Below are 21602 nucleotides of genomic sequence, written 5' to 3'. Positions count from 1 at the left end.
ACGGGAGCCGCAGCTTGGACCAGCTTCTCGCCATCAGGGCCTTCGTCCGCATCGCCGAGGCGGGATCCTTCGCCAAGGCGGCCGACAGCCTCAACCTGCCGCGCTCGACGGTCAGCAAGCTGGTGCAGGACCTGGAGCATCACCTGGGCACGCGGCTGGTCCAGCGGACCACCCGCGCCGTCACGGTGACGCCGGAGGGCGCCGCCTACCACGAGCGGGCGGTGCGCCTCCTGGGTGAGCTTGAGGACATGGACGCGACGGCGGCGCACGCGCGCGCCCTGCCGCGGGGGCGGTTGCGCGTCGACATCGGGTCCTCGCTGGCCAACCTCGTCCTGATCCCCGCCCTGCCCGACTTCCGGGGGCGCTATCCCGACGTGCAGCTGTTCCTGGGCGTCAACGACCGGCCGGTCGATCTGATCGGGGAGGGCGTGGACTGCGTCATCCGCGGCGGCGCCCTGGCCGACAGTTCGCTGGTCGCGCGGCGCCTGTGCGAACTGGACTATGTCACCTGCGCCGCCCCGTCCTACATCGAGGCCCACGGCATCCCGGCGCACCCGGCGGAGATCGAGGCCGGACACGCGGTGTGCAGCTACTGCTCCGCCCTCACCGGCAAGGTCTTTCCCCTGCATTTCCAGCGCGGGGAGGAGCGGCACGAGATCGCCGGCCCGTCCGTCGTCGGCGTGAACGAGAGCACGGCGCACGTGACCGCCCTGCTGGCGGGGCTGGGCATCGGCCAGACCTTCGGCTTCGTCGCCCGCCCCTTCCTGGAGGACGGGCGGCTCGTCCGGATCCTTCCGGACTGGACGCAGAGCCCGCACCCTCTCCAACTCGTCTACCCGGCGAACCGCCACCCCAGCGCCAAGCTCCGCGTCTTTTCCGAGTGGGTCGCGGAGCTGTTCGGCCGGATCGACCACCGGGCGGGCTGATCCATTCCGATTATCCAAGGGGCCCGATTATCCATACGCATGGATAATCATTCCACACGGGCTGTCTTCTCCGGACGACGGCCGGGGCCTAGGTTTGTCCTCAGCAAGGGCAAACGGACGCCGCCGAAAAGACGCTGACGTCCTTCCCTTCACCCGAAACACAACCGACCGCCGGCCGGCCGCGCGCCGAGACGCGCCACACCGCCGACGGTCGCCCGTTCTGAAAGGAAATCGATCATGTCCAACCGTCTCGATGGCAAGGTCGCCGTCATCACCGGCGCCACCAGCGGCATCGGCCTCGCCACCGCCAAGCTGTTCGCCGCCGAAGGCGCGCACGTGTACATCACCGGCCGCCGCCAGGACGCGCTCGACCGCGCCGTCGCGGAGATCGGCGGCCGTGCCACGGGCGTCCAGGCGGACTCCAGCCGCAGCGCCGACCTCGACCGCCTGTTCGAGCGGGTGAAGGCGGAGCACGGGCGCCTCGACGTGCTGTTCGCCAACGCCGGCGGCGGGTCCATGCTGCCGCTCGGCCAGATCACCGAGGAGCAGGTCGACGACACCTTCGGCCGCAACGTGAAGGCGGTGATCTTCACCGTGCAGAAGGCGCTGCCGCTGCTGGGCCGCGGCTCCTCCGTGATCCTCACCGGCTCGACCGCCGGCACGGAGGGCACGGCCGCCTTCAGCGTCTATTCCGCCTCCAAGGCGGCGGTGCGCAACTTGGCGCGCAGCTGGGCGCTCGACCTCAAGGACACGGGCATCCGCGTCAACGTGCTGAGCCCCGGCGCCACCCGCACGCCGGGCTTGGTCGAGCTGGCCGGCGACGATGCGGCGCAGCGCCAGGGTCTGCTGGACTATCTCGCCTCCCGCATTCCGCTCGGCCGGGTCGGCGAGGCGGAGGAGATCGCCAAGGCCGCGCTGTTCCTCGCGTCCGACGATTCCAGCTTCGTGAACGGCGCCGAACTCTTCGCCGACGGCGGGCAGGCGCAGGTCTGATATCAGGGTCCCAGAACGGCCGAGCGCTCCATCGAGCGCTCGGCCATTGCTTATTGGCCATTGAACCCTCTCCCCTCTGGGGAGAGGGCAGGGTAAGGGGGTCCCGCCACCTTCGTACGTTCGGCACACGCGCATCCCCCTCACCCTAACCCTCTCCCCAGAGGGGAGAGGGGATTTCAAATGCAACGGCCTTGCTCCGACGGAGCGCTCAGCCTTTTTCTTGCCCGCCTCCCGGTCTATGAAAGGGGCACGTTGAAGGGCTGGTGGGATTGCTGCGGTGATTGAACTCCGGAACGTCCGGCATCGCTATGGCGAGCGGGAGGTGCTGCGCGGGATCGACCTGACGCTGGCGGAACGCCGCGTGGCGATCGTCGGCAGCAACGGATCGGGCAAGAGCACGCTGGCGCGCCTGCTCAACGGGCTGCTGCTGCCGGACGAGGGGCGGGTGCTGGTGGACGGGCTGGACACCCGCAGCGACGCGCGGGCGGTGCGCCGCAAGGTCGGCTTCGTCTTCCAGGACCCCGACGTGCAGATCGTCTACCCCACAGTGGCGGAGGACATCGCCTTCGGCCTGAAGAACCTGCGGCTGCCGCGCGACGAGATCGCCCGGCGCGTGGACGCGGTGATGGCGCGCTTCGGCCTGACGGAGCACCGCGACTGGCCCGCCCACCGGCTGAGCGGCGGGCAGAAGCAGCTGCTCGCCATCGCGTCGGTGCTGGTGCTGGACCCGGCCTACGTGGTCTTCGACGAGCCGACCACCCTGCTCGACCTGCGCAACCGCCGCCGCATCGCCGGCGTGATCCGCGACCTGCCGCAGACCGCCCTGCTGATCTCCCACGACCTGGACCTCGTCGCCGAGGCGGAGCGGGTGATCGTGCTGGACGAGGGGCGCGTGGTGGCCGACGATGCGCCCGCTGCGGCGATCGCCGCCTATGTCGCGCGGATGGGCTGATGCTTGGCCTCTACCTCCACCGGGACTCGCCGGTCCACGCCTTCCCCGTGGGCTGGAAGCTGGCGGCGCTGGCGGTCGCGGCGACGGGCCTGTTCTTCGTCTCCAACCCGGTCGCCATCGGCGCCGCGCTGGTTGGCGCGCTGGGGCTGTTCGCGCTGGCGCGCCTTCCCCTGGGCGCCGTCCTCGGCCAGATCCGCCCGCTGCTGCCGGTGCTGGTCCTGCTGTTCGCCGTCCAGGCGGCCTTCGCCGGGTGGGAGACCGGGGCGGCGACGGCCGGCCGGCTGGCCCTGCTGGTCCTTCTGGCGTCGCTGGTGACGCTGACGACCCGCGCCTCCGACACCATCGACGCGCTGGAGCGGGGGCTGGGCTGGCTGAGGCCGCTGGGGGTGAACGCCGGCAAGGTCAGCCTGATGCTGGCCCTGACGATCCGGCTGATCCCCGTCCTGCTCGACCTCGTGCAGGAGATCCGCATGGCGCAGCGGGCGCGCGGGGTGGAGCGCTCCGCCCTGGCGCTGCTGGTTCCCCTGCTGGTGAAGACCATGCGCATGGCCGATCATTTGAGCGACGCGCTGGAAGCCCGCGGCTATGATCCGCGGTGACGGTACGACCACACCACCTGGAAACTGAGAGCATCCGAGACCGGAACGATGAAACCTTTGACCACGCGCGACCTCGTCCACTGCGCCCTGTTCGCCGCCATCGTCGCGGTGCTGGGCCTTGTGCCGCCGATCCCGCTGGGCTTCCTGCCCGTGCCGATCACGGCGCAGCTGATGGGCGTCATGCTGGCCGGCGCCGTCCTGGGCGCCCGGCTTGGCGGGCTGTCGCTCCTGCTGTTCCTGCTGCTGGTCGCGGCCGGCCTGCCGCTGCTGTCCGGCGGGCGCGGCGGCTTCGGCGTCTTCCTGGGGCCGACCGGCGGCTTCGCCATCGGCTTCGCGCTGGCGGCCTTCACCGTCGGCTGGCTGGCGGAGCGGCTGCCGCGCCGGGGCAGCCTTCCGTCGCTGTTCGTCGCCTGCGCGCTGGGCGGGATCGGCGCCGACTACGCGCTGGGCATCCCCTGGCTGTCCATGGTCAGCGGCCTGCCGCTGGAGAAGGCGGCGCTGGGATCGCTCACCTTCATCCCCGGCGACCTGATCAAGGCGGGCGTCGCCGCCTTCGCCGCCGCCACCGTGAAGCGCGCCTATCCGCTGGCCGCGGCGCATTGACCGTGGGTGGTCACGGCGCGCCGTCCGGGTCCGGCTTGCCCCGGTTCGTGACGGCGTGCCCTGGCGGCGGCGTCTGCGGTTTTCGCCCCTGCGACAGCGCGTCCAGCCGGCGCCGCGCCTGTTCCGCCTCGTCACGGATCCGCCGCGCGCGGGCGCTTGCGGCGTCCGCGGCGTCGAGCAGGGCAGCCATTCGGTCCTTCCGTTGCCGGCTGATCGCTTCCAGATAGAGACGCCACGCCGACAACTTCTTCACCAGATCCTCGGGCGATTCCGTCGTCATGCGACGTCCAACAGGTCTGGCGGCCGTGTTGCACGCGCGATTTTTGCAGCGGCCCGTTGCGGGCTTGAAGCCCCGCGAAATCAGGCACATCATGCGGATGCGCCCGGTTCGCCCGCGGAACGGGCGGCCCCATCACCGACGGCGCCACCCCTCCCGGAAGCGTATCACCGGTTCGGTATCATCGAGAGCCCGGCGCCCTTCTGCGCCTCTTCCGACCGGGCCAGGGCGGCGCGCGCCAGGACCATCAGCAGGTCGGTCTGCGTGACGACGCCCAGCAGCGTGCCCTTGCTGTCGACGATCATCACCTCGTGGGTGCGCCCGTCCGACAGGGGCCCTAGCAGGCGGAAGGCCGGCGTTTCCGGCCGTTCGAAGACCGCCGGTTCCATCACGTCGGCGACGCGCGCGCCCGCCTTGGCGAGCTGCTCGTGCCCGACCGCGCCGACCACCGTGCCGCGCGCGTCCACCACCGGCAGGGTGCGGAAGGAATGCTGGACCAGCTTGGTCCGCGCCACGTCCGGATGGGCGTCGGCGGACACGGTGACCACGTCGCGCGACATCACCTCCGAGCAGGCGATGTGGGCGTTCAGCCGCTCCAGGGCGACGCGCTCGGCCTTCAGCAGCAGGTCCTTCAGGTCGTCCGGGTTGACGTCGAACGCCTCGCCGAAGCCCTGGATCGCCTCCTCCACGTCGTCGGGCGTCACCCCGCCGCGCGCCGGCGCCGACACGTCGTTCGTCCGGTGCGGGTTGGCGGGCTTGGCGGCCGGGCGGTGCGGGTAGGAATGGCCGGAGAAGCGGTGGAACAGCCAGCCGGCCGTGACCAGCAGGATGGAGTTCACTGCCACCGGGAACAGGGCGAAGCCCAGCCCGGCCGACGCCACCGCCGGCCCGCCCAGCACCGCGGTCAGGGCGGCCGCCCCGCCCGGCGGGTGCAGGCAGCGCGTCATGGACATGGTCGCGATCGCCAGCGCGACGGCGAGCGCGCCGGCCAGCATCGGGTCGGGGACCAGCGCCGACACCAGGATGCCGACGACGGCCGACAGCGTGTTCCCGCCGATGATCGGCCAGGGCTGCGCCAGCGGGCTGGTCGGCACCGCGAACAGCAGGACCGCCGACGCCCCCATCGGCGCGATCAGCACCGGCACGCTGACCATGCTGCTGAGGGCGAAGTGGCACAGGAGGCCGGTCGCCGCGATGCCCAGCAGGGCGCCGCAGCAGGCGATGATCCGGTCCCGCAGGTTGGCGCCGGGAAGGATCGGGTTGAACAGGGCGATGCGACGGCGATTGCGGTGCTTTTTTGAAAGGACGACCACCAGGCTGCGCAGGATCGACCGTTTTTCTTTGGGCATTCGTCTCGCTCTCCCAGGACATGACGACCAACGGGCGCGAACCTAAAACCTCAACCTAAGTTGAGGTCAAGGCATAAAATGTATTCTATGCACATTTTTTGCCCAATTCACACATTTTATGGGCAAAATTCACGCCCTTCCCTGCCCCCTTCCTGCCCCCTTCATCACAGATTCAGCAGGTCGATCAGGCCGACGCCGATCGCGCCCAGGGCGAGCAGCGACAGGACGACCGCCGCCGTGACCCGCACCCCCGCCCGCGCCACCATGCGGACGTCCACCCCCAGCCCCAGCGCGGCCATCGACAGCACGGTCAGCACGCCCGACGCCGCCGCCATGGGGGCCAGCAGCGCCTGCGGCACCAGCCCCGCCGCCCGCAAACCGGCCAGCCCCAGGAAGCCCAGGATGAACCAGGGGACGAGGTGATGGGCCCGCAGGCGGCGGCCAGTTCCCTCGCCCGCCTGCCCTTCCTCCTGCGGCTGGCGCGCGGCGAGCAGCGCCAGCGTGAAGACGACCGGCCCCAGCATCAGCACGCGCACCAGCTTGACCAGCGTCCCCACCTGCACGCTGACCGCGGCGACCGGCGCCGTGGCCGCCAGCACCTGCGGCACCGCGTAGACCGTCAGCCCGGCGAGCACGCCATATTCCATCGGGTTGAGCCCGAGCAGCGGGACCAGCAGCGGCAGCCCCAGTACGACCAGCACGCCCAGCACCGCCGTGAAGGCGATGGACGCGGCGACGTCGTCGCTGTGGGCGCCGATCACCGGGGCGGTGGCCGCGATGGCCGAATTGCCGCAGATCGAATTCCCGCAGGCGACCAGCACCGCCATGCGCTTCGGCAGGCCGAGCAGCCGCCCGATCCCATAGCTGGCCGTCAACGCCGCGGCCACCACGCCGGCGATCCCGGCGAGCAGCCCCGGCCCGGCCGCCAGGATCGTCTTCGGGTCGATGGAGGCGCCCAGCAGCATCACCGCCACCTCCAGCAGCGTCTTGGCGCTGGCGTGGATGCCGGGAACCCAGCGCGGGCCGGGCGTCCAGGCGGTGCGCAACGCCGTGCCGATCAGGATGGCGAGCACCAGCGGCTCCAGCCACGCCTGCCCGAACAGCCGCACCTCCACGCCGGCCGCCATCGTCGCCAGCAAGGAAACGGCCCCGCACAGCGCCACGCCGGGCAGCAGCGGGCGGAGCAGGTCGGGAAATCGTGCAAGGACGTGGCGCATGGTGGACCTCCGGTTCGGATGTCCACGAATCTGTTCTCCGCCGACCAATCGATCCAACGCATTGTGTTGCTCGAATCGTTCGCTAAAATCGAACGGTCGGCAAAAGCGGGACGCGATCCATGACGCTGGAGCAGTTGCGCATCTTCGTGGCGGTGGCGGAGCAGCAGCACGTGACGCGCGCCGCCGGCGCGCTGCACCTGACGCAGTCCGCGGTCAGCGCCGCCATCGCCAACCTGGAGGCCCGGCACGCTGTCCAGCTGTTCAACCGGGTGGGGCGCCGGATCGAGCTGACCGAGGCCGGAACCCTGTTCCTGGACGAGGCGAGGGCGGTCCTGGCCCGCGCGGAGGCGGCGGAGCGCCTGCTGGCCGACCTGTCGGCGCTGCGCCGCGGCCGGGTCACGGTGCACGCCAGCCAGACGATCATCGGCTACTGGCTGCCGGAACGGCTGGTCGCCTTCCGCGACCGCTACCCGGACGTGGACGTCGGCGTGGCGGCCGGCAACACGGCGCAGGTCGCCCAGGCCGTGCTGGACGGCGCCGCCGACCTTGGCCTCGTGGAGGGGGAGGTGGACGACCCGCTGCTGGCGCAGGCCACCCTGCCCGGCGACCGCATGGCCCTGGTGGTGGCGGGCGGCCACCCCTGGCACGGCCGCGCGCGGCTGGAGGCCGACGAGTTGCCGGCCTCTCCCTGGGTCTTGCGTGAGGTCGGGTCCGGCACGCGCTCCGCCTTCGAGGAGGCGTTGCGCCGGCAGGGCGTCGCCCCGGAACGGCTTCCCGTCGTGCTGGAGCTGCCGTCCAACGAGGCGGTGCTGTCCGCGGTGACGGCGGGGGCGGGGGCGACGGTGATCTCCGAACTGGTCGCGGCCGGCGCACTGGCATCCGGGCGCCTGCACCGGATCGCCTTCCCGCTGCCCGACCGCCCCTTCCACCTCATCCACCACCGGCAGAGGCACATGAGCCACGCGGCCCACGCTTTCTGCGAACAGCTGCGGTCGCCCTGCCCCCAAAAACCCTGAATCAGAACATGGTGAGTTGCACGGTGCCGTCGGCGCGGGCGTGCCGGTCGGCGGCGTGCAGGGCCGCGTCCTGCGCGCCCTCCTGCGAGTTCGCCACGCCGACCGCGATGCGCTCGCCGGCCACCGAGACGGCCCAGGTCCAGCGGGCGTCGGCGCGCCACGTCACGACCAGCTCACAACCATGGGCCTGGCACACCAGCTGCCGCACCGACCAGTTCGCCGCCATCGTCGCATCCCTCGCCTGCCCCGCCCCCCTGTTATGCACCCGACCGGCCCTGCCCCGCCAGTCTCCGATAAAGAACGAAGCATTTTTCACCAAGGCGCGCGGTAGTCACCCGTTGCGGCGGTTGGGACGACTTGATAGCTTCCGCGACGACTCACGAAGTCGACGAGGGGGCAATGAACGGCGACGATTTGAAGGCGTTGCGTGAGAAGCGCGGACTCACGCAGACGCAGATGGCCGCGTTCGTCAACGAACTGACCGGGCGCAAATACGACAAGCAGCGGCTGAGCAAGTGGGAAACGGGCAAGGAGGCCCTGCCCCGTGACGTGCTGGGCCGGCTGCTTCTGCTGTCGCTGGAACAGCCCCCGACGGAGCCGCCGCGGCGGGGCACGGTGATCGCCGTCGGCCTGCAGAAGGGCGGCACGGCGAAGACCGCCACCTCCATCAACGTCGCCTTCATGCTGGCCCGCGCAGGCAACCGCGTGCTGCTGGTGGACGCCGACCCGCAGGGCAACGCCACGGTGCATGTGGGTGTACCGCAGGCCGACGTGGTGACCCTGACCGAGGCCGGCCGCGTGCTCTACCACGCGCTGATGGGCAAGGCGAAGCTGGCCGACGTCATCTGGCCCACGGGCGTGGAGGGGCTGGACGTCGTGCCCTCCAGCATCGCGCTGGCCAGCGCCGACACGGAGCTGCCGGGCAACCTGACCAACGCGCAGACCGCCATGGCGGAGATGCTGGACACGGTGCGCGGCGACTACGACTTCATCCTGATCGACTGCGCGCCGAACCTGGGCGCGGTCACCATCAACGCCCTGACCGCCGCCGACTACGTCCTGATCCCCTGCCAGGCGGAGCCGCACGCCATCCTGGGCGTGAACGCCTTCCTGGACACGGTCGCCCGCATCCAGCGCCGGCTGAACCCGGGGCTCCAGGTGCTGGGCGTGCTGCCCACCATGCTGAACCCGCGCCAGACGCAGGACCGCTCCTCGCTGGAGGACATCGGGCGGCTGTGGGGCACCGACTACCGGGTGTTCCCGCCGGTGCCGCGCGCGACCATCTACGCGCAGGCCGCCGGGGCCAACGTCATCACGCTGGACGCCGACATCGGCGCGCCGGGCGTGGAGAGCTACGCCGCCATCGCCGGTGCGCTGCTGAAGGCGGCCGGCCGCATCCGGGAGGCCGCCGATGCCGCCTAAGAAGCTGACGCGCCAGACCGCCGCGGCCGTGTTGCAGGTGAAGAACGCCGCCCCGGCGCTGGAAACCGACCGCATGTTCGGCCTGACGGGCACCCTGCCCCGCCTGATCGAGGTCGACGTCGCCAACATCCGCACCAACCCGGACCAGCCGCGCACCGTCTTCGACGAGGCCGCGCTGGCCTCGCTGGCGGAGTCCATCGAGCGCCACGGCCTCCAGCAACCGGTGCTGGTGCAGGAGACGGCAGAGAAGGGCGTCTACCGGCTGGTCGCCGGCGAACGCCGCCTGCGCGCCCACCAGATGCTCGGCCGCCCCACCATCGCGGCGATCATCACCAAGGGAAAGGCGGAGGAGATCGCGCTGATCGAGAACGTCCAGCGCGTGGACCTGGACGCCATCGACCTCGCCCGCGGGCTGTCCCAGCTGATCGACGCCCACGGCTACGCCCAGGCCGAGGTCGCCGCCGCCATCGGCGTGTCGGAGGCGGAGGTGTCGAAGCGGCTGAAGGTTCTGGACCTGCCGGGCGACATCCTGACCGAATACCGGGAGAACCCCGACGCCGTGTCCCGCTCCGCCCTGGTGGAGCTGGCCTTCGTCGGCGACGAGGCGGAGGTGCGGCGCCTGTGGAAGTCGGCGCGCACCGGCGGGCTGACCGTGCAGTCCGTCCGCGCCGCGCGGGCGAGCAAGGACCCGGCCTCGCCCGAACCGCTGCGCGTGCTCGGCAAGGCGATCAACCGCATCGACAAGGACCTGACCGCCATAAGCTCGGTCAGCAGCGCGTTGCAGAAGGAACACCGCGACCTGCTCCGCGACCTGCGAAGCCGCATCGACGCCCTTCTGGGCGAGTGACTCTGGTCGACTGATTTGGGCTTTCGATCTCGAAAGCGCGCTTAGGTTTCAGGAGTCGCCACTCCAAGCAACCAAAACGCGCTTTCGAAGTCGAAATCTCTGCCACCCCGCGGGTCTGGACGTTGAAGCCTCCGCTTACCTCAGCCTCCGTCGCAGCCTTTTTTGCCCTCTTGGAGACACCCGTTTCCAACCGGTCTTGCGCATACGTCATTCCCGTGAAAGCGGAAATCCAGATATCCCCGTTCGCAGACCATACTCTTTGAACACTCCAAGTAAATCTGGAGATCTCGCGTTCGGATGAGCTTCCCGAATGCTCTTCCAACGGGGGAAAGCCGTACCTCGATGCGCGAAAGCCGAGGGCGCAACGGGATCTGTTGCGGCCGTGCATCACTGTCTGATATTTCGCGTCGGCGCTGTCACTCTCACAAGCCAAACAACCACTCAGACCGTATCTTATATGCACCGCAGCAAGTGTGTGCGGGCAGCAAAGGCGTTCGGACTGTTCGGGCTTGGAGGGGATATGAAGTCGCTCTTTTCCTCGCTTCAGCGCGACTGGGCTTCGTGGAGCCCAGCCGAACGCGTGGCCGCCGTGGGCATCCTCACGCTGGCGCCGATCGCCGCCGCTTTGGCGCTCGTCCTGGCGCGCTGAAGGTTCGCCGTCCCGTCACAGCTCCGCGTTCAGCCCCGCGGCCGACAGTTCGACCGGTCGCACGGCCTGCCCTGTCGGGGCGTAGAGCCCGTCGCTGGCCGCCTTCTCCAGCGCCGACAGCAGGCTGCGGTTGATCGCCAGCACCGCCCGGCGCATCGCCACCAGCCCGGCGGCGTTGGCGTTGATGGCGCGGTCCAGCCGCTCCACCCGGTCCAGGATCATCGCGCGCAGGTCGTCGGTCAGGCGCAGGGGGGCCGCGTTCGCCTCGGCCATGATGCCGTCCAGCCGGTCGGCCATGGCCTGCTTGCGCCGGGCGAAACCCTCCAGCCCGTCCAGCGTTCCGGCGGCGATGGCCGCCGTCTCTTCCTCCAACAGCGCGGTCAGCTCGGCCACCGCGTCCAGGAAGGCGGTCATGACCACGGCGGTCGGGCCGTCGGCGAGCACGGGCGCGTCCGGTTCCGCCAGAGCCTCCGGCAATGGTGCGGCCGGCTTGGCGTCCGGGGCGAACTCGCGGATCAGGTCCTTGAAACGGCGGCTCATGCCCCGGCATCCTCGTTTTGTTGCGCGTAGAGCCGCGCCACGTCAGCCTGCACCATGCGGCCGATGCCCAGCGTGCCGGCCTCGGCAATCGCCTTGCCGTATTCCTGGAGCATGAAGCTGCGCCACGTCCGCTCGCCCTGGCCGCCGCCGAAGGCGTTGCCGGCGTCGACGCCCGCGAACATGGACTCCAGCATCTGGCCGACCATCATCGCCTCGAAATCCTTGGCGGCGTGCTGCGCCGGATCGGGCGCCTTGGCTGCGGTCGCGGCCCGCACCGGGGCGGGAGCAGGGGAGGGGAGGGCGGTCACGTCCATGGCGCTTTTGTCCTGTCCCTAGATGATTTCCAGGTCGGCGTGCAGGGCGCCCGCCGCCTTGATCGCCTGGAGGATGGCGACCATGTCGCGCGGCCCCACGCCCAGCGCGTTCAGCCCGTTGACGAGCTGTTGCAGGCTGACGTTGCCGCCGATGGTGACGAACTGGCGGCCGTTGCCCTCCTGCACCTGCACGTCGGTGCGCGGCACGACGACGGTCTGCCCGTCGGAGAAGGGCTGCGGCTGCGAAACTTGCGGCGTCTCCACCACGCGGACGGTCAGGTTGCCCTGGGTGATGGCGACCTTGCTGATGCGCACGTCGTCGCCGATGACGACCGTGCCGCTGCGCTCGTCCACCACCACGCGGGCGACGCCGTCCGGGCGCACGGTCAGCAGCTCGATGTCGCCGATCAGCCGGGCGACCGCGCCGCTGTAGCGCGGCGGGATGCGCACGTCCACGGTGGTGGCGTCCAGCACGCGGGCGTTGCCGGTGCCCAGCCGCACATTCACCGCGTCGGCGATGCGGTTGGCCGTGGTGAAGTCCGGGTTGCGCAGCGCCATGCGCACGCCGGCCACCTCGTCCAGCGCGAACTTCAGCTCCCGCTCCACGATCGCGCCGTTGGCGACGCGGGCGCTGGTCGGCACGCCCTTGGTCACGTTGGCGGCACTCCCGCCGACCGAGAATCCGCTGACCGACAGCGCCCCTTGCGCCACCGCGTAGGCCTGCCCGTCGGCGCCCAGCAACGGCGTGACCAGAAGCGTGCCGCCCAGCAGGCTGGTGGCGTCGCCCAGAGCCGCCACGGTGATGTCGATGGTCGTGCCCTGCCGCGCGAAGGGCGGCAGGGAGGCGGTGACCATCACCGCCGCGGCGTTGCGGGTGCGCAGCACCTCGTCGCGGGTGTTGATGCCCAGCCGCTCCAGCATGCCCTTCAGGCTCTGCTCCGTGAAGGGCGTGTTGATCAGCCGGTCGCCCGTGCCGTTCAGCCCGACCACGAGGCCATAGCCGATCAGCTGGTTGCGGCGCACGCCGTCGAAGGTCACGAGGTCCTTCACCCGCGTCTGCGCCATCGCGGGCAGGGCAGGCCCCAAAACGGCGAGCGCAAGGCCGACGGCCATCAGAGCATTGCGGGTCGAACAACGAGTTGGCACGGGCGTTCTGCCTTGGCCTAGAGGTAATTGGACAGGTGCATCCGGGAAATGCGGGCGGTCGCGGCGGAGGTCGCCTCGATCTGCGCCTCCAGCTGGTTCAGCCGGACGCTGCTCTCGGCCGGGTCCACGCCTTCCAGCGCATCGATCTGGTCGTTCAGGATTTTCAGCTGTGCGGCGTGACGCTCGGCGATCTCGTCCAGCTGCTTGTGCTGGCTGCCCAGCTGCGCGGTGGCGTTGCGCACCCCGTCCAGCCCGGCGGAGACCTTGCCGACCGCCGCCTGCATGTAGGGCTGGTAGGCGTCCTGCGGCAGCTTGCTGGTGTCGATGCTGGCCAGCATGTACAGCCCTTGCAGCAGGTCGCGCATGGCCGGGTCGTTGGCCTGGACGCCGTAGGGGATGTCGGTCGTGCGGTCCGGCCGGCCCGACAGGCGCGGCGTCGCCGCTCCCCCCGGCTGCATCGCCGTCGCCCCCACGTAGAAACCACCCTCGAAGCCTTGCGCCAGCGGTGGGGGAGGGGGCAGGGCGGGGTCGCGCACCGCGAACAGGTCGCCCAGCGTCGCCACGACAGTGGCCGTGTCGGTCGCCGTCTGCGGCGCCGGAGAGCCGCCGCTCGCCGCCGTGATGGCGTCCTGCACGATGGTCATCGGCGCCGGCAGGCCGGAGGCGTCGCCCTGCACGGCGCGCATTGGCGGCGTCTTCACCTCCACCCCGCCGAACAGGTAGCCGTTGCCCGAGGAGGCGTTCAGCATGCCGACCACCTGGTCCAGCACCCCGCGCGCCCGCACCTGCAACGAGGTGCCGGTCGGCGACGGCTGCCCCAGCCCGGTGGAGGCCGCGGCCAGCACGTCCTGCCCGGCGGCCAGGATGTTGGTCAGGGCGCTGTCCATGGTCGTCATGCGCGCTTGCAGCAGGGCGGCGGACTTCTGGAACTGCTCGGTCTCGTCGTACAGGTTGCGCAGCGCGATGTCGTGGCCGGTCCGGGCGCCCAGCGCCTGGGCCACGTCGAAATGCTTGCCGCTGGCGATCTCGTCGTTGTTGCGCAGCTGCTCCAATTGCAGCGCGGTCGCCGCGGTCTGGAGGCGGAGGCTGAGGCCGACGGTGGAAACGCTGTTGTAGATCATGGGATCAGTTCCGCAGCTGGAGCAGCGTGTCGAGCATCCGCCCGGCGACCTGGATCACCTGGGCGCTGGCGCCATAGCTCTGCTCGATCAGCAGCAGCTTCTGCATCTCGTCGTCGACGTTGACGCCGTCGCGGTTGATGCGGGCGTTGTTCAGCGCGTCGGCGCTGATCTTGCGCGTCGTCAGGTCGGCTTCCGCGGTGGTGCGGTAGCCCTGCTGGGTGGACACCAGGCTGGTGGCGAAGTCGCCCAGCGTCGCATTGGCCGGCAGGTCCGGCGCGGCGAAGGCGCGCGTGGCGGTGAAGGCGCCCAGGTACCGGTCGATCTGCGTCTGGTCGCCGGGGGCGCGCGGGGCGGTGGCCTGCACGCCGCTTTGCACCTTCCAGGTGGCGGTGCGGACGGCGTCGTTCACGGCGATGTGCCCGGCCAGACCGGCGGTGGACCCGAAGGCCGCGCCGGCATCGGTGAACAGGCCGGGCTGCGTCGGGTCGGCCTCCGCCCCCTGGAACTGCTGGACGAGGCCGGCGGCCAGCTGGTCGAGCTGCGCCAGCGCGCGGGGCATGTCCTGGAAGGCGGCCTGGGCGTAGCCCATGATGCGGCCGCTCTGGATGTCCTGCTCGGGGTTGATGGAGATCACCTTGCCGCCGGCCATCAGGTCGGTCCCGACCAGTTGCAACGGCTGCGCGCCGGCCGGAAGCTCCCGGTCCAGCAGCGTCTGGCCGTTGCGGGTCATCACCACAACCTCGCCGGTGTCGCGGGTGTAGGTGCGGATGCCGATTTCCTCCGACACTTGGTCGAGCAGGCGGTCGCGCTGGTCGCGCAGGTCGCTGGTGTCGGCGCCCTGCGCGGTCTGGCGGGCGATGGTGCCGTTCAGCTCCCCGACGCGGACCAGCGCGCTGTTGACCTGATCGACGGAGGCTTGCAGACGGGTCTTCGCATCGGTCTGCGTCGCGGTCGCCGCGGCGGCGGTGTCGTGCAGGCGGCGGACCAGCGCGTCGGCCTTGTCCACCACGGCGGCCTGCGCCGCCTCGTTGTCGGACTGGTCGCGCAGCGTGGAGAAGGCCTGCTGGAGCTTCGCCACAGCCGTGGAGACCGACCGCTCGTCCTGCGGCTGGCCCAGCACGTTGGCGTAGTCGGCCAGCGCCGACGCCCGCGCCTCCTGCGCGGTGTAGCGGCTCCGCTCGAACCGCGCGTCGCGGATCAGCAGCTCGTCCACCCGGCGGGCGACGCCGTCCACGCGGACGCCTTGCCCAAGGCCGCCGGTGACGGCGGTGGACAGGTCCAGCTCCTTGCGGACGAAGCCGGGGGTGGTGGCATTGCTGATGTTGTGCGACACCAGCGCCGCCTGCTGCTGGGTCGCGCGCAGGCCGGACAGGGCGGCGGTCAGGGCCGTCTGAAGGCTCATGGCAGGGTCTCCGGGTCCGGTGGCATCAGCGCTTCAGGCGGTTGGTCTCATCGACCATCTCGTCGGCGGTGCGGACGATGGTGGCGTTGGAGGAGTAGGCGCGCTGCGTCTCGATCAGCGAGACCAGCTCGTCCGCGATGTCGACGTTCGACTGCTCCAGCGCGTAGCCGGCCACCGCCCCGGTCTTGCCGCTGTTGCCGGTGCCGAGCGTCAGCGCGCCGCTGTCGGTGCCCAGCGTGAAGCTGTTGCCGTCCTGGACGGTCAGCCCGTCCGGGTTCACCACGTTGGCGATGGGCACCTGGTAGAGCGCCTGCCGCGCGCCGTTGTCGTAGATGGCCCACAGCTTGCCGCCCTTGTCGACCTCGACCGAGCTGACCTGGCCGGCCTTGGCGCCATCCCCGACCAGCTGCGGGACATAGTCGCCATTCAGCTGCGTGACGTTGCCGAGGTTGAGCGTCACCGTGTCGGCGCTGGGCGCGGCCGGGGAGGTCAGCGTGAAGGGCGGGATCGCCGCGGACGGCAGGCCGGCGTTCGCCCCGGTGGCGTCGAAGGTCACCGTGCTGCTCGCCGGGGACACCGTGTAGCCAGCCGGCCCGGCGGCGCTGACCGTCCACTCGTTGGGGTTGGCGGTCTTCGTCCAGGTCAGCGTGACGTCGCGCGGGTTGCCGATGCCGTCGTACAGGCTGGTCGTGGTGTCGAAGCTGGTGCCCGTCGCGGCCTGCGCCGGCAGGTTGCCGGAGAAGGTCATCGCCGTCGTCTTGGCGCCGCCGTAGGCGAGCCCGGCGACGGAGACGGCCTGCAAGCCGTCGAAGCTGGTCTTGCTGACGGACGGCAGAGAGCCGTCGGGGTTCAGCTTCCAGGCCTGGAGATACTGGCCGGCGCTGTTGCGCAGGTATCCCTGGTCGTCCGGCTGGAAGCTGCCGGCGCGGGTCAGCGCGTAGCTCGGCGCGCCCTCGGCAGCCGTGGCGTGGTTGGCGATGACGAAGAATCCGCCGCCGTCGATGGCCATGTCGGTGGCCGACTGGGTGCCCTGGAGCGTCCCGTCCTTGGTCACCTGGTAATGGATGTTCGAGCGCACGCCGCCGGCCGAATAGCTCGTGTCCGACCCCGACGAGGTCACCAGCGTCGAGAAATCGACCGCCGCCCGCTTGTAGCCGATGGTCGCCGAATTGCTGATGTTGTCCGAAATGGCGGCCATCCGCGAGCTTTGCGCGGACATGCCGCTGACGCCGGACCGCATGGCGCTGAACAGGCTCATCGAGGGATCCTCTTGTCAAGACTGCCGAAGCAAGGGGAAGTCCCGGGATTCTCCACGATGGACTTTCCAGCGCAGAGTACGGATGCGGTTTTAAAGGCGCTTTAAAGGAAGTGGACAGGGTATTTACTTAAAATTTGCCGCTCTTCTTCCTTTCCAGGAGAGTCTCCCTGTTTCCCCATGGGGAGAGGGGAGGGTGAGGGGGGCTCTGCCCCCGGCAGGATGCGGCTGGAACGGAAATTATCTTGCGTGCTTGTTCCCGGGACACTTTCCCCATGCCGGACCCCGTGCGCCGCTCACGTCCTTGCTTTTTTCAAAGGCACGGATGGTCAGTCTTGCCAGCATTTACAATCGTATCTAGGTTCTCTGTAAGAGAAGCATCCGTGTAATCCCGCACTGCACAAGACGACGGGAAGCACAGGACAAGGAAAACCGGAACCGCGGGCCGTGATGCCGGCGCATGGGACTGTCCTGTGCGCGACGCTGGCGCTTACGCTTCGGCAAGGCCGGATTTTCCACCTAGAAGAACGATAAGGAGGAAACCGTGCATCTGTTCGACCACCCCGACTTCGACGGCCACGAGCAGGTCGTGTTCTGCGCCGACCCAGAGTCCGGCCTGCGCGCCATCATCGCCGTGCACGACACGACGCTCGGCCCGTCGCTGGGCGGCTGCCGCATGTGGCCCTATGCCAGCGAGGCGGAGGCGTTGCGCGACGTGCTGCGCCTGTCGCGCGGCATGACCTACAAGTCGGCGCTGGCCGGGCTGCCGCTGGGCGGCGGCAAGTCGGTGATCATCGGCAACCCGCGCACCGACAAGACCGGGGCGTTGCTGCGGGCCATGGGGCGGAACGTCGAACGGCTGGGCGGACGCTACATCGTCGCCGAGGATTCGGGCACCGGCGTGCCGGACATCAAGACCATGGCGCAGGAGACCGCGCATGTCTCCGGCGTCGTCGAAAAAACCACGGGGAACGGCGGCACGCGCAGCGGCGACCCGTCGCCCTCCACCGCCTACGGCGTGTTCGTCGGGCTGAAGGCCGCCGTGCGGCACCGGCTGAACCGGACGGACCTGGAGGGGCTGACCGTGGCGATCCAGGGCGTGGGCAGCGTCGGCGGGCATCTCGCCCACTTCCTGCGCGACGCCGGGGCGAGGCTGTGGATCACCGACATCAACGCGGAGCAGGCGCGCCGGGTGGCGGATGCCGTCGGCGCGACGGCGGTCGCCCCCGACGCGATCTTCGACCTGGACGTGGACGTCTTCGCCCCCTGCGCGCTGGGCGCCGTGCTCAACGACGACACCATCGCGCGGCTGACCAGCCCGGTCGTCGCCGGGGCCGCCAACAACCAGCTGGCCGAGGAGCGCCACGGCCAAGCGCTGTCCGACCGGGGCATCCTCTACGCGCCCGACTACGTCATCAACGCCGGCGGCGTGATCGACGTCTATTACGAGCGCGCCGGCCACGACCACGAACGCGTCATGCGCCACGTCGAGAGCATCGCCGACACGCTGACGGAAATCTTCGCCCGCGCGGATGCGGAGCACCGGCCGACCGCGGCTGTCGCGGACCGCATGGCGCGGCAGAAGGTCGGGCGGGCGCGTTAGAACTCCCTCTCCCGCCCCGGGAGAGGGTGGCGCCGTAGGCGCCGGGTGAGGGTCGGGCGAGGATCAGGGCGCTGATTCTTGGCGGCACCCTCACCCTCCCGCCGCAGGGCGGCGGGCCCCTCCCTCTCCCGGGGCGGGAGAGGGACAGTCACCCCCGCCGCTTCAAATACGCCGTCGTCAGTTCCACCAGCCGGTCGCGGCCGAAGCTGGGGTCGTGGCCGGCGTGGACCACCGTGACGGGAAGGTCACGCAGCCGCTCCATGGTGCGGACGTAGTCCTCCACGTTGGCGCCGGGGATGTCGTCCAGCAGCGGGCCGTCGTAGATGGAATCGCCGGAGAAGAGCGTCCCCGTCGACGCCTCCCACAGGCCGATGCCGCCCGGCGAGTGGCCGGGCAGGTGCAGGATCTCGAAGCGGCGGTCGCCGAGATCCACCACGTCCCCTTCCTCCACCACGATGGCCGCGTTGGCCGGCCGCACCCGGTAGTCGTCCAGGTCGTAGCCGGCGTGCGGCAGCGCCGTGATCAGCTCCTCCCCCACCTCATAGCCGGCGTCGCGGAGCTTCTGCAGTTCCTCCGCGCCGGAATCACGCGTGTGCAGGGCCGACCGGCCGCGCGGCTGGCGCAGGCGGTCGGCCTCCAGCCGGTGGACGAGGCAGGTATCGAACTCGTGGTGGCCACCGACATGGTCGGTGTGGGTGTGGGTCGCGGCGGCGATCACCGGCTTGTCGATCAGGTGGCGGGCGGCCTCGCGCAGGCTGCAGATGCCCATGCCGGTGTCGACCAGCAGGTCCCGGTCGCGCCCGCGGATGTGCCAGATGTTGCAGCGGAGCAGCGGGACCACGTGCGGTTCCCACAGCAGGGTGATGTCGTCGTCGATGCGGCGCGTCTCGAACCAGCGTTCGGCGATCTGGACGGGCATGGGGCGGCGGCTCCTGAGGCGTGCGGTGCGTATCAAAAATAGCAGCTGCGGGAACGCCTTGCATCAGGCGCGGCATTGCCGAAGCGTTCAGGATCGCTGGGTTTGATCCGCTGTTGATAGGGAAAATACATCGAATTTCGGTGATTGGAAAAGAACCGAAAGTCTGGCGGCGCATTTACGCATTTTTATGATTATCTCTTTAGCGGTTGTGTGTCCTGCCATCTTTGACACTCAACCCCCAACACGCTGCAGGCCGATCGTGAAACTAAGAAACCTGAGCATAACCACGAAGATTGTTGCAGCACTTCTCCTCATGGCTGCACTGACGCTGGGCACCAGCCTCAACGCGCTGTCGTCCATGTCGAAGATCAGCACCGAATATTCCGAACTGATCGACCAGGAAGCCAAGGCGGCCGTCGCTCTGCCCCGTGCCAACCGGTCCCTGTCGGAAATCGGGCGCCTGCTCTACAAGATGATCGCGGAGAACCAGGACGGGGAAACCCGCCGCCTGTCGGGGCGCGTCGACGAGGAAGCGACGATGTTCCTGAAGCGGACGAACGAGGCCCAGGCACTGCCGGGCGTCCGCGACGAGGTCGAGCGCGTCCAGGCCGAGTTCCGCCGCCTGACGGCCATCGTGGCCGAGGTGCAGAAAGCGGCCGTCGCCCAGGACGACACGCAGGCCGACAGGCTGATGGGCGAGTCCTTCGGCCCGGCGTCGCTGAAGCTGAGCGCCGACCTCGTCTCCCTGACCAACCAGCTGATCAAGCGGCTGGACGACGCGTCGGACGAGGCGACCGCCACCGCCAACCACATCCACACCCTGACGCTGACCATCGCGCTGGTCGGCATCGCGCTGTGCCTCGGGCTGGCGCTGGCCATCGCGCGCTACGGCATCGCCTTGCCGATCCGCACCCTGGCCGCGGCGATGGAACGGCTGGCCGCCGGCGACGATGCGGTCGATGTCCGGGGCCACGACCGCAAGGACGAGATCGGGCCGATGGCGCGGACGGTGCTGGTGTTCAAGGAGAACGCCGCCGCCAAGCGCCGCATGGAGGCCGAACAGGCCGAGCAGACGGCCCGCGCGGAGGAGGAGCGCCACGCGCTGATGAACGGCATGGCCGAACGGTTCGAAGCGTCGGTCAAGACCGTCGTCGCCCAGGTGTCCAGCGCGGTGACTCAGGTGCAGGGCAACGCGCGGGAACTGTCCGCCATGGCCGACCAGAGCAAGGCGCAGGCCGTCGCGGTGGCCGCGGCGACCCAGCAGGCGTCGGCCAACGTGCAGACCGTCGCCACCGCGGCGGAGGAGATGTCCAGCACCATCGCGGAGATCAGCCGCCAGGTGAACCGCTCGGCCGAGGTCGCGGGGCAGGCGGTGAGCCGGGCGCAGGGCACCAACCAGAGCATCCAGGATCTGGCCGCCCAGGCCGGTGCCATCGGCGACGTGGTGAAGCTGATCACCGACATCGCCAGCCAGACCAATTTGCTGGCGCTGAACGCGACCATCGAGGCGGCGCGGGCGGGCGAGGCCGGCAAGGGCTTCGCGGTGGTGGCGTCGGAGGTGAAGAACCTCGCCAACCAGACCGCCAAGGCCACCGACGAGATCGCCACCCAGATCGGCGGCATGCAGCAGGCCACCGGGGAGGCGGTGCAGGCGATCGCCGAGATCTCCGACACGATCACCCAGATCAACGAGATCGCCACGACGATCGCCGCGGCGATGGAGGAGCAGGACGCCGCCACCAAGGAGATCGCCCGCAACGTTCAGCAGGCGGCGCACGGCACGGAGGAGGTGTCGTCCAACATCGCCGGCGTGGAGCACGCAGCGCAGGGCACCGGCCGGGCCGCGTCCGAACTGTCCGACGCGGCCGACGGGCTGGCGGAGCAGGCGACCGTCCTGTCGGACGAGGTCGACCGCTTCATCGCCCAGGTTCGGGTGGGGTGACCTCCGCAGGATGTTGTTCGGGGCTGCCGGCCACCAGGGCCATCTTGGCGGCGGTCTCGATCGACTCCACCTCCAGCGGCGAGAGGCGGGCCGTGGCACAGCCGGTGGCGCAGCGGTAGAGCCCATACCACTCCCCGCCCGCCGTCCGCCAGCCCTGGACCAGGGGCCGGAGCCCTTCCTCCGGCCCCTCCCCGGGGGCGGCGCTCTCCTCCGGGCGCGCGATGTCGAAGCGCACCGGGTTTCCGCCCAGGTCGAAGCCGATGGTGTAGGTCCAGGACTCGGCGGCGCCCCGGCCCGCCCCCCCGCCCGAACCGGATGGGCCCGACCAGGTGCGGTGAGTCACGACGGGCGCTGGCGCGCAAGGGGTATGGGCCGGCATTGCTACCCTCCGGAACGTATTCCGTTCGGCAACAGCCGGAAGTGAAACTCGTTGCACCAGAATGGGAAGACCTTGCGGGCAGTCGGCCGGCAGGGCGCCGCGCCGACCGCCCGCAAGGGGGCCGGAAAGCG

At 70.1% G+C, this 21602-nt stretch carries 23 protein-coding genes; 11 read left to right on the top strand and 12 right to left on the bottom strand.

What is annotated here, in order from left to right:
• The first annotated feature begins 14 nt into the window (after positions 1-14).
• The 5 genes from J2851_RS29080 to J2851_RS29060 all read left to right on the top strand — a co-directional run bounded on the left by J2851_RS29080 (position 15) and on the right by J2851_RS29060 (position 4073).
• Positions 15-926, top strand: coding sequence for a LysR family transcriptional regulator (locus J2851_RS29080; RefSeq protein WP_209770761.1), 912 nt, complete (start codon positions 15-17; stop codon positions 924-926).
• Positions 927-1163: 237 nt separating this feature from the next.
• Positions 1164-1919 (top strand): SDR family NAD(P)-dependent oxidoreductase, encoded by a 756-nt coding sequence (locus J2851_RS29075; protein ID WP_209770759.1) that lies wholly within the window; start codon positions 1164-1166, stop codon positions 1917-1919.
• 277 nt (positions 1920-2196) lie between these two features.
• Positions 2197-2871 (top strand): energy-coupling factor ABC transporter ATP-binding protein, encoded by a 675-nt coding sequence (locus J2851_RS29070; RefSeq protein ID WP_209770757.1) that lies wholly within the window; start codon positions 2197-2199, stop codon positions 2869-2871.
• Positions 2871-3470 carry an energy-coupling factor transporter transmembrane component T family protein gene (locus J2851_RS29065; protein WP_209770756.1) on the top strand — a complete coding sequence of 200 codons (600 nt, stop codon included), beginning with the start codon at positions 2871-2873 and terminating at the stop codon, positions 3468-3470. Before J2851_RS29070 ends, J2851_RS29065 begins: the two co-directional genes overlap by 1 nt.
• Positions 3471-3518: 48 nt before the next feature.
• A complete protein-coding gene (locus tag J2851_RS29060; RefSeq protein WP_209770754.1) occupies positions 3519-4073 on the top strand; it encodes a biotin transporter BioY in 555 nt (184 codons plus the stop codon).
• 10 nt (positions 4074-4083) lie between these two features.
• On the opposite strand, the gene J2851_RS29055 is transcribed toward J2851_RS29060, so the two are convergent.
• The 3 genes from J2851_RS29055 to J2851_RS29045 form a co-directional block, all read right to left on the bottom strand.
• On the bottom strand, positions 4084-4353 hold the full coding sequence (locus J2851_RS29055; protein ID WP_209770751.1) for a hypothetical protein: 270 nt from the start codon (positions 4351-4353) through the stop codon (positions 4084-4086).
• A gap of 164 nt (positions 4354-4517) precedes the next feature.
• On the bottom strand, positions 4518-5699 hold the full coding sequence (locus J2851_RS29050) for an HPP family protein (RefSeq protein ID WP_209770750.1): 1182 nt from the start codon (positions 5697-5699) through the stop codon (positions 4518-4520).
• 164 nt (positions 5700-5863) lie between these two features.
• Complete coding sequence (locus tag J2851_RS29045) at positions 5864-6916, bottom strand: YeiH family protein (protein WP_209770749.1); 1053 nt, start codon at positions 6914-6916, stop codon at positions 5864-5866.
• 119 nt (positions 6917-7035) lie between these two features.
• On the opposite strand from J2851_RS29045, the gene J2851_RS29040 reads away from it, so the two are divergent.
• Positions 7036-7932 (top strand): LysR family transcriptional regulator, encoded by an 897-nt coding sequence (locus tag J2851_RS29040; protein WP_209770748.1) that lies wholly within the window; start codon positions 7036-7038, stop codon positions 7930-7932.
• Position 7933: 1 nt separating this feature from the next.
• Here J2851_RS29040 and J2851_RS29035 read toward each other — a convergent pair whose 3' ends face one another.
• Positions 7934-8158 carry a hypothetical protein gene (locus J2851_RS29035; RefSeq protein WP_209770747.1) on the bottom strand — a complete coding sequence of 75 codons (225 nt, stop codon included), beginning with the start codon at positions 8156-8158 and terminating at the stop codon, positions 7934-7936.
• A gap of 173 nt (positions 8159-8331) precedes the next feature.
• On the opposite strand from J2851_RS29035, the gene J2851_RS29030 reads away from it, so the two are divergent.
• The 3 genes from J2851_RS29030 (at position 8332) to J2851_RS36440 (ending at position 10850) form a co-directional block, all read left to right on the top strand.
• Complete coding sequence (locus J2851_RS29030) at positions 8332-9354, top strand: AAA family ATPase (RefSeq protein ID WP_209770746.1); 1023 nt, start codon at positions 8332-8334, stop codon at positions 9352-9354.
• Positions 9344-10201: a ParB/RepB/Spo0J family partition protein gene (locus tag J2851_RS29025; protein WP_209770745.1), complete on the top strand. Its 858-nt coding sequence runs from the start codon at positions 9344-9346 to the stop codon at positions 10199-10201. Before J2851_RS29030 ends, J2851_RS29025 begins: the two co-directional genes overlap by 11 nt.
• Positions 10202-10721: 520 nt before the next feature.
• Complete coding sequence (locus tag J2851_RS36440) at positions 10722-10850, top strand: hypothetical protein (RefSeq protein WP_281416102.1); 129 nt, start codon at positions 10722-10724, stop codon at positions 10848-10850.
• Between the two features lie 15 nt (positions 10851-10865).
• Here J2851_RS36440 and J2851_RS29020 read toward each other — a convergent pair whose 3' ends face one another.
• From J2851_RS29020 to J2851_RS28995, 6 genes are read right to left on the bottom strand one after another with little or no spacing between them, the layout of a single operon-like run.
• Positions 10866-11390 (bottom strand): flagellar protein FlgN, encoded by a 525-nt coding sequence (locus tag J2851_RS29020; RefSeq protein WP_209770744.1) that lies wholly within the window; start codon positions 11388-11390, stop codon positions 10866-10868.
• On the bottom strand, positions 11387-11704 hold the full coding sequence (locus J2851_RS29015; protein WP_209770742.1) for a rod-binding protein: 318 nt from the start codon (positions 11702-11704) through the stop codon (positions 11387-11389). The genes J2851_RS29020 and J2851_RS29015 overlap by 4 nt, the downstream gene beginning before the upstream one ends.
• An 18-nt stretch (positions 11705-11722) precedes the next feature.
• Positions 11723-12817, bottom strand: a complete 1095-nt coding sequence (locus tag J2851_RS29010) for a flagellar basal body P-ring protein FlgI (RefSeq protein WP_211114471.1) — start codon at positions 12815-12817, stop codon at positions 11723-11725.
• 50 nt (positions 12818-12867) lie between these two features.
• Positions 12868-13971, bottom strand: coding sequence for a flagellin (locus J2851_RS29005; protein ID WP_209770738.1), 1104 nt, complete (start codon positions 13969-13971; stop codon positions 12868-12870).
• Between the two features lie 4 nt (positions 13972-13975).
• Complete coding sequence (gene flgK / locus J2851_RS29000) at positions 13976-15373, bottom strand: flagellar hook-associated protein FlgK (protein ID WP_209770736.1); 1398 nt, start codon at positions 15371-15373, stop codon at positions 13976-13978.
• 25 nt (positions 15374-15398) lie between these two features.
• Positions 15399-16631, bottom strand: a complete 1233-nt coding sequence (locus J2851_RS28995; protein WP_209770734.1) for a flagellar hook protein FlgE — start codon at positions 16629-16631, stop codon at positions 15399-15401.
• A 541-nt stretch (positions 16632-17172) separates the two neighbouring features.
• Here J2851_RS28995 and J2851_RS28990 point away from each other — a divergent pair.
• Positions 17173-18231, top strand: coding sequence for a Glu/Leu/Phe/Val dehydrogenase dimerization domain-containing protein (locus J2851_RS28990; protein WP_209770732.1), 1059 nt, complete (start codon positions 17173-17175; stop codon positions 18229-18231).
• Positions 18232-18379: 148 nt separating this feature from the next.
• On the opposite strand, the gene J2851_RS28985 is transcribed toward J2851_RS28990, so the two are convergent.
• Complete coding sequence (locus J2851_RS28985; RefSeq protein ID WP_209770730.1) at positions 18380-19150, bottom strand: MBL fold metallo-hydrolase; 771 nt, start codon at positions 19148-19150, stop codon at positions 18380-18382.
• Between the two features lie 208 nt (positions 19151-19358).
• Here J2851_RS28985 and J2851_RS28980 point away from each other — a divergent pair, with 208 nt between their 5' ends.
• Complete coding sequence (locus tag J2851_RS28980) at positions 19359-21092, top strand: methyl-accepting chemotaxis protein (protein ID WP_307420573.1); 1734 nt, start codon at positions 19359-19361, stop codon at positions 21090-21092.
• Here J2851_RS28980 and J2851_RS28975 read toward each other — a convergent pair.
• Positions 21067-21471, bottom strand: coding sequence for a hypothetical protein (locus J2851_RS28975; protein WP_209770726.1), 405 nt, complete (start codon positions 21469-21471; stop codon positions 21067-21069). The two genes, J2851_RS28980 and J2851_RS28975, sit on opposite strands and share 26 nt — an antisense overlap.
• Between the last annotated feature and the right edge of the window lie 131 nt (positions 21472-21602).

Source organism: Azospirillum rugosum (assembly GCF_017876155.1).
Classification (GTDB): Bacteria; Pseudomonadota; Alphaproteobacteria; order Azospirillales; family Azospirillaceae; genus Azospirillum; species Azospirillum rugosum.
The sequence above is the reverse complement of the archived record's forward strand: the minus strand, read 5'-3'. Positions and strand labels throughout refer to the sequence as shown.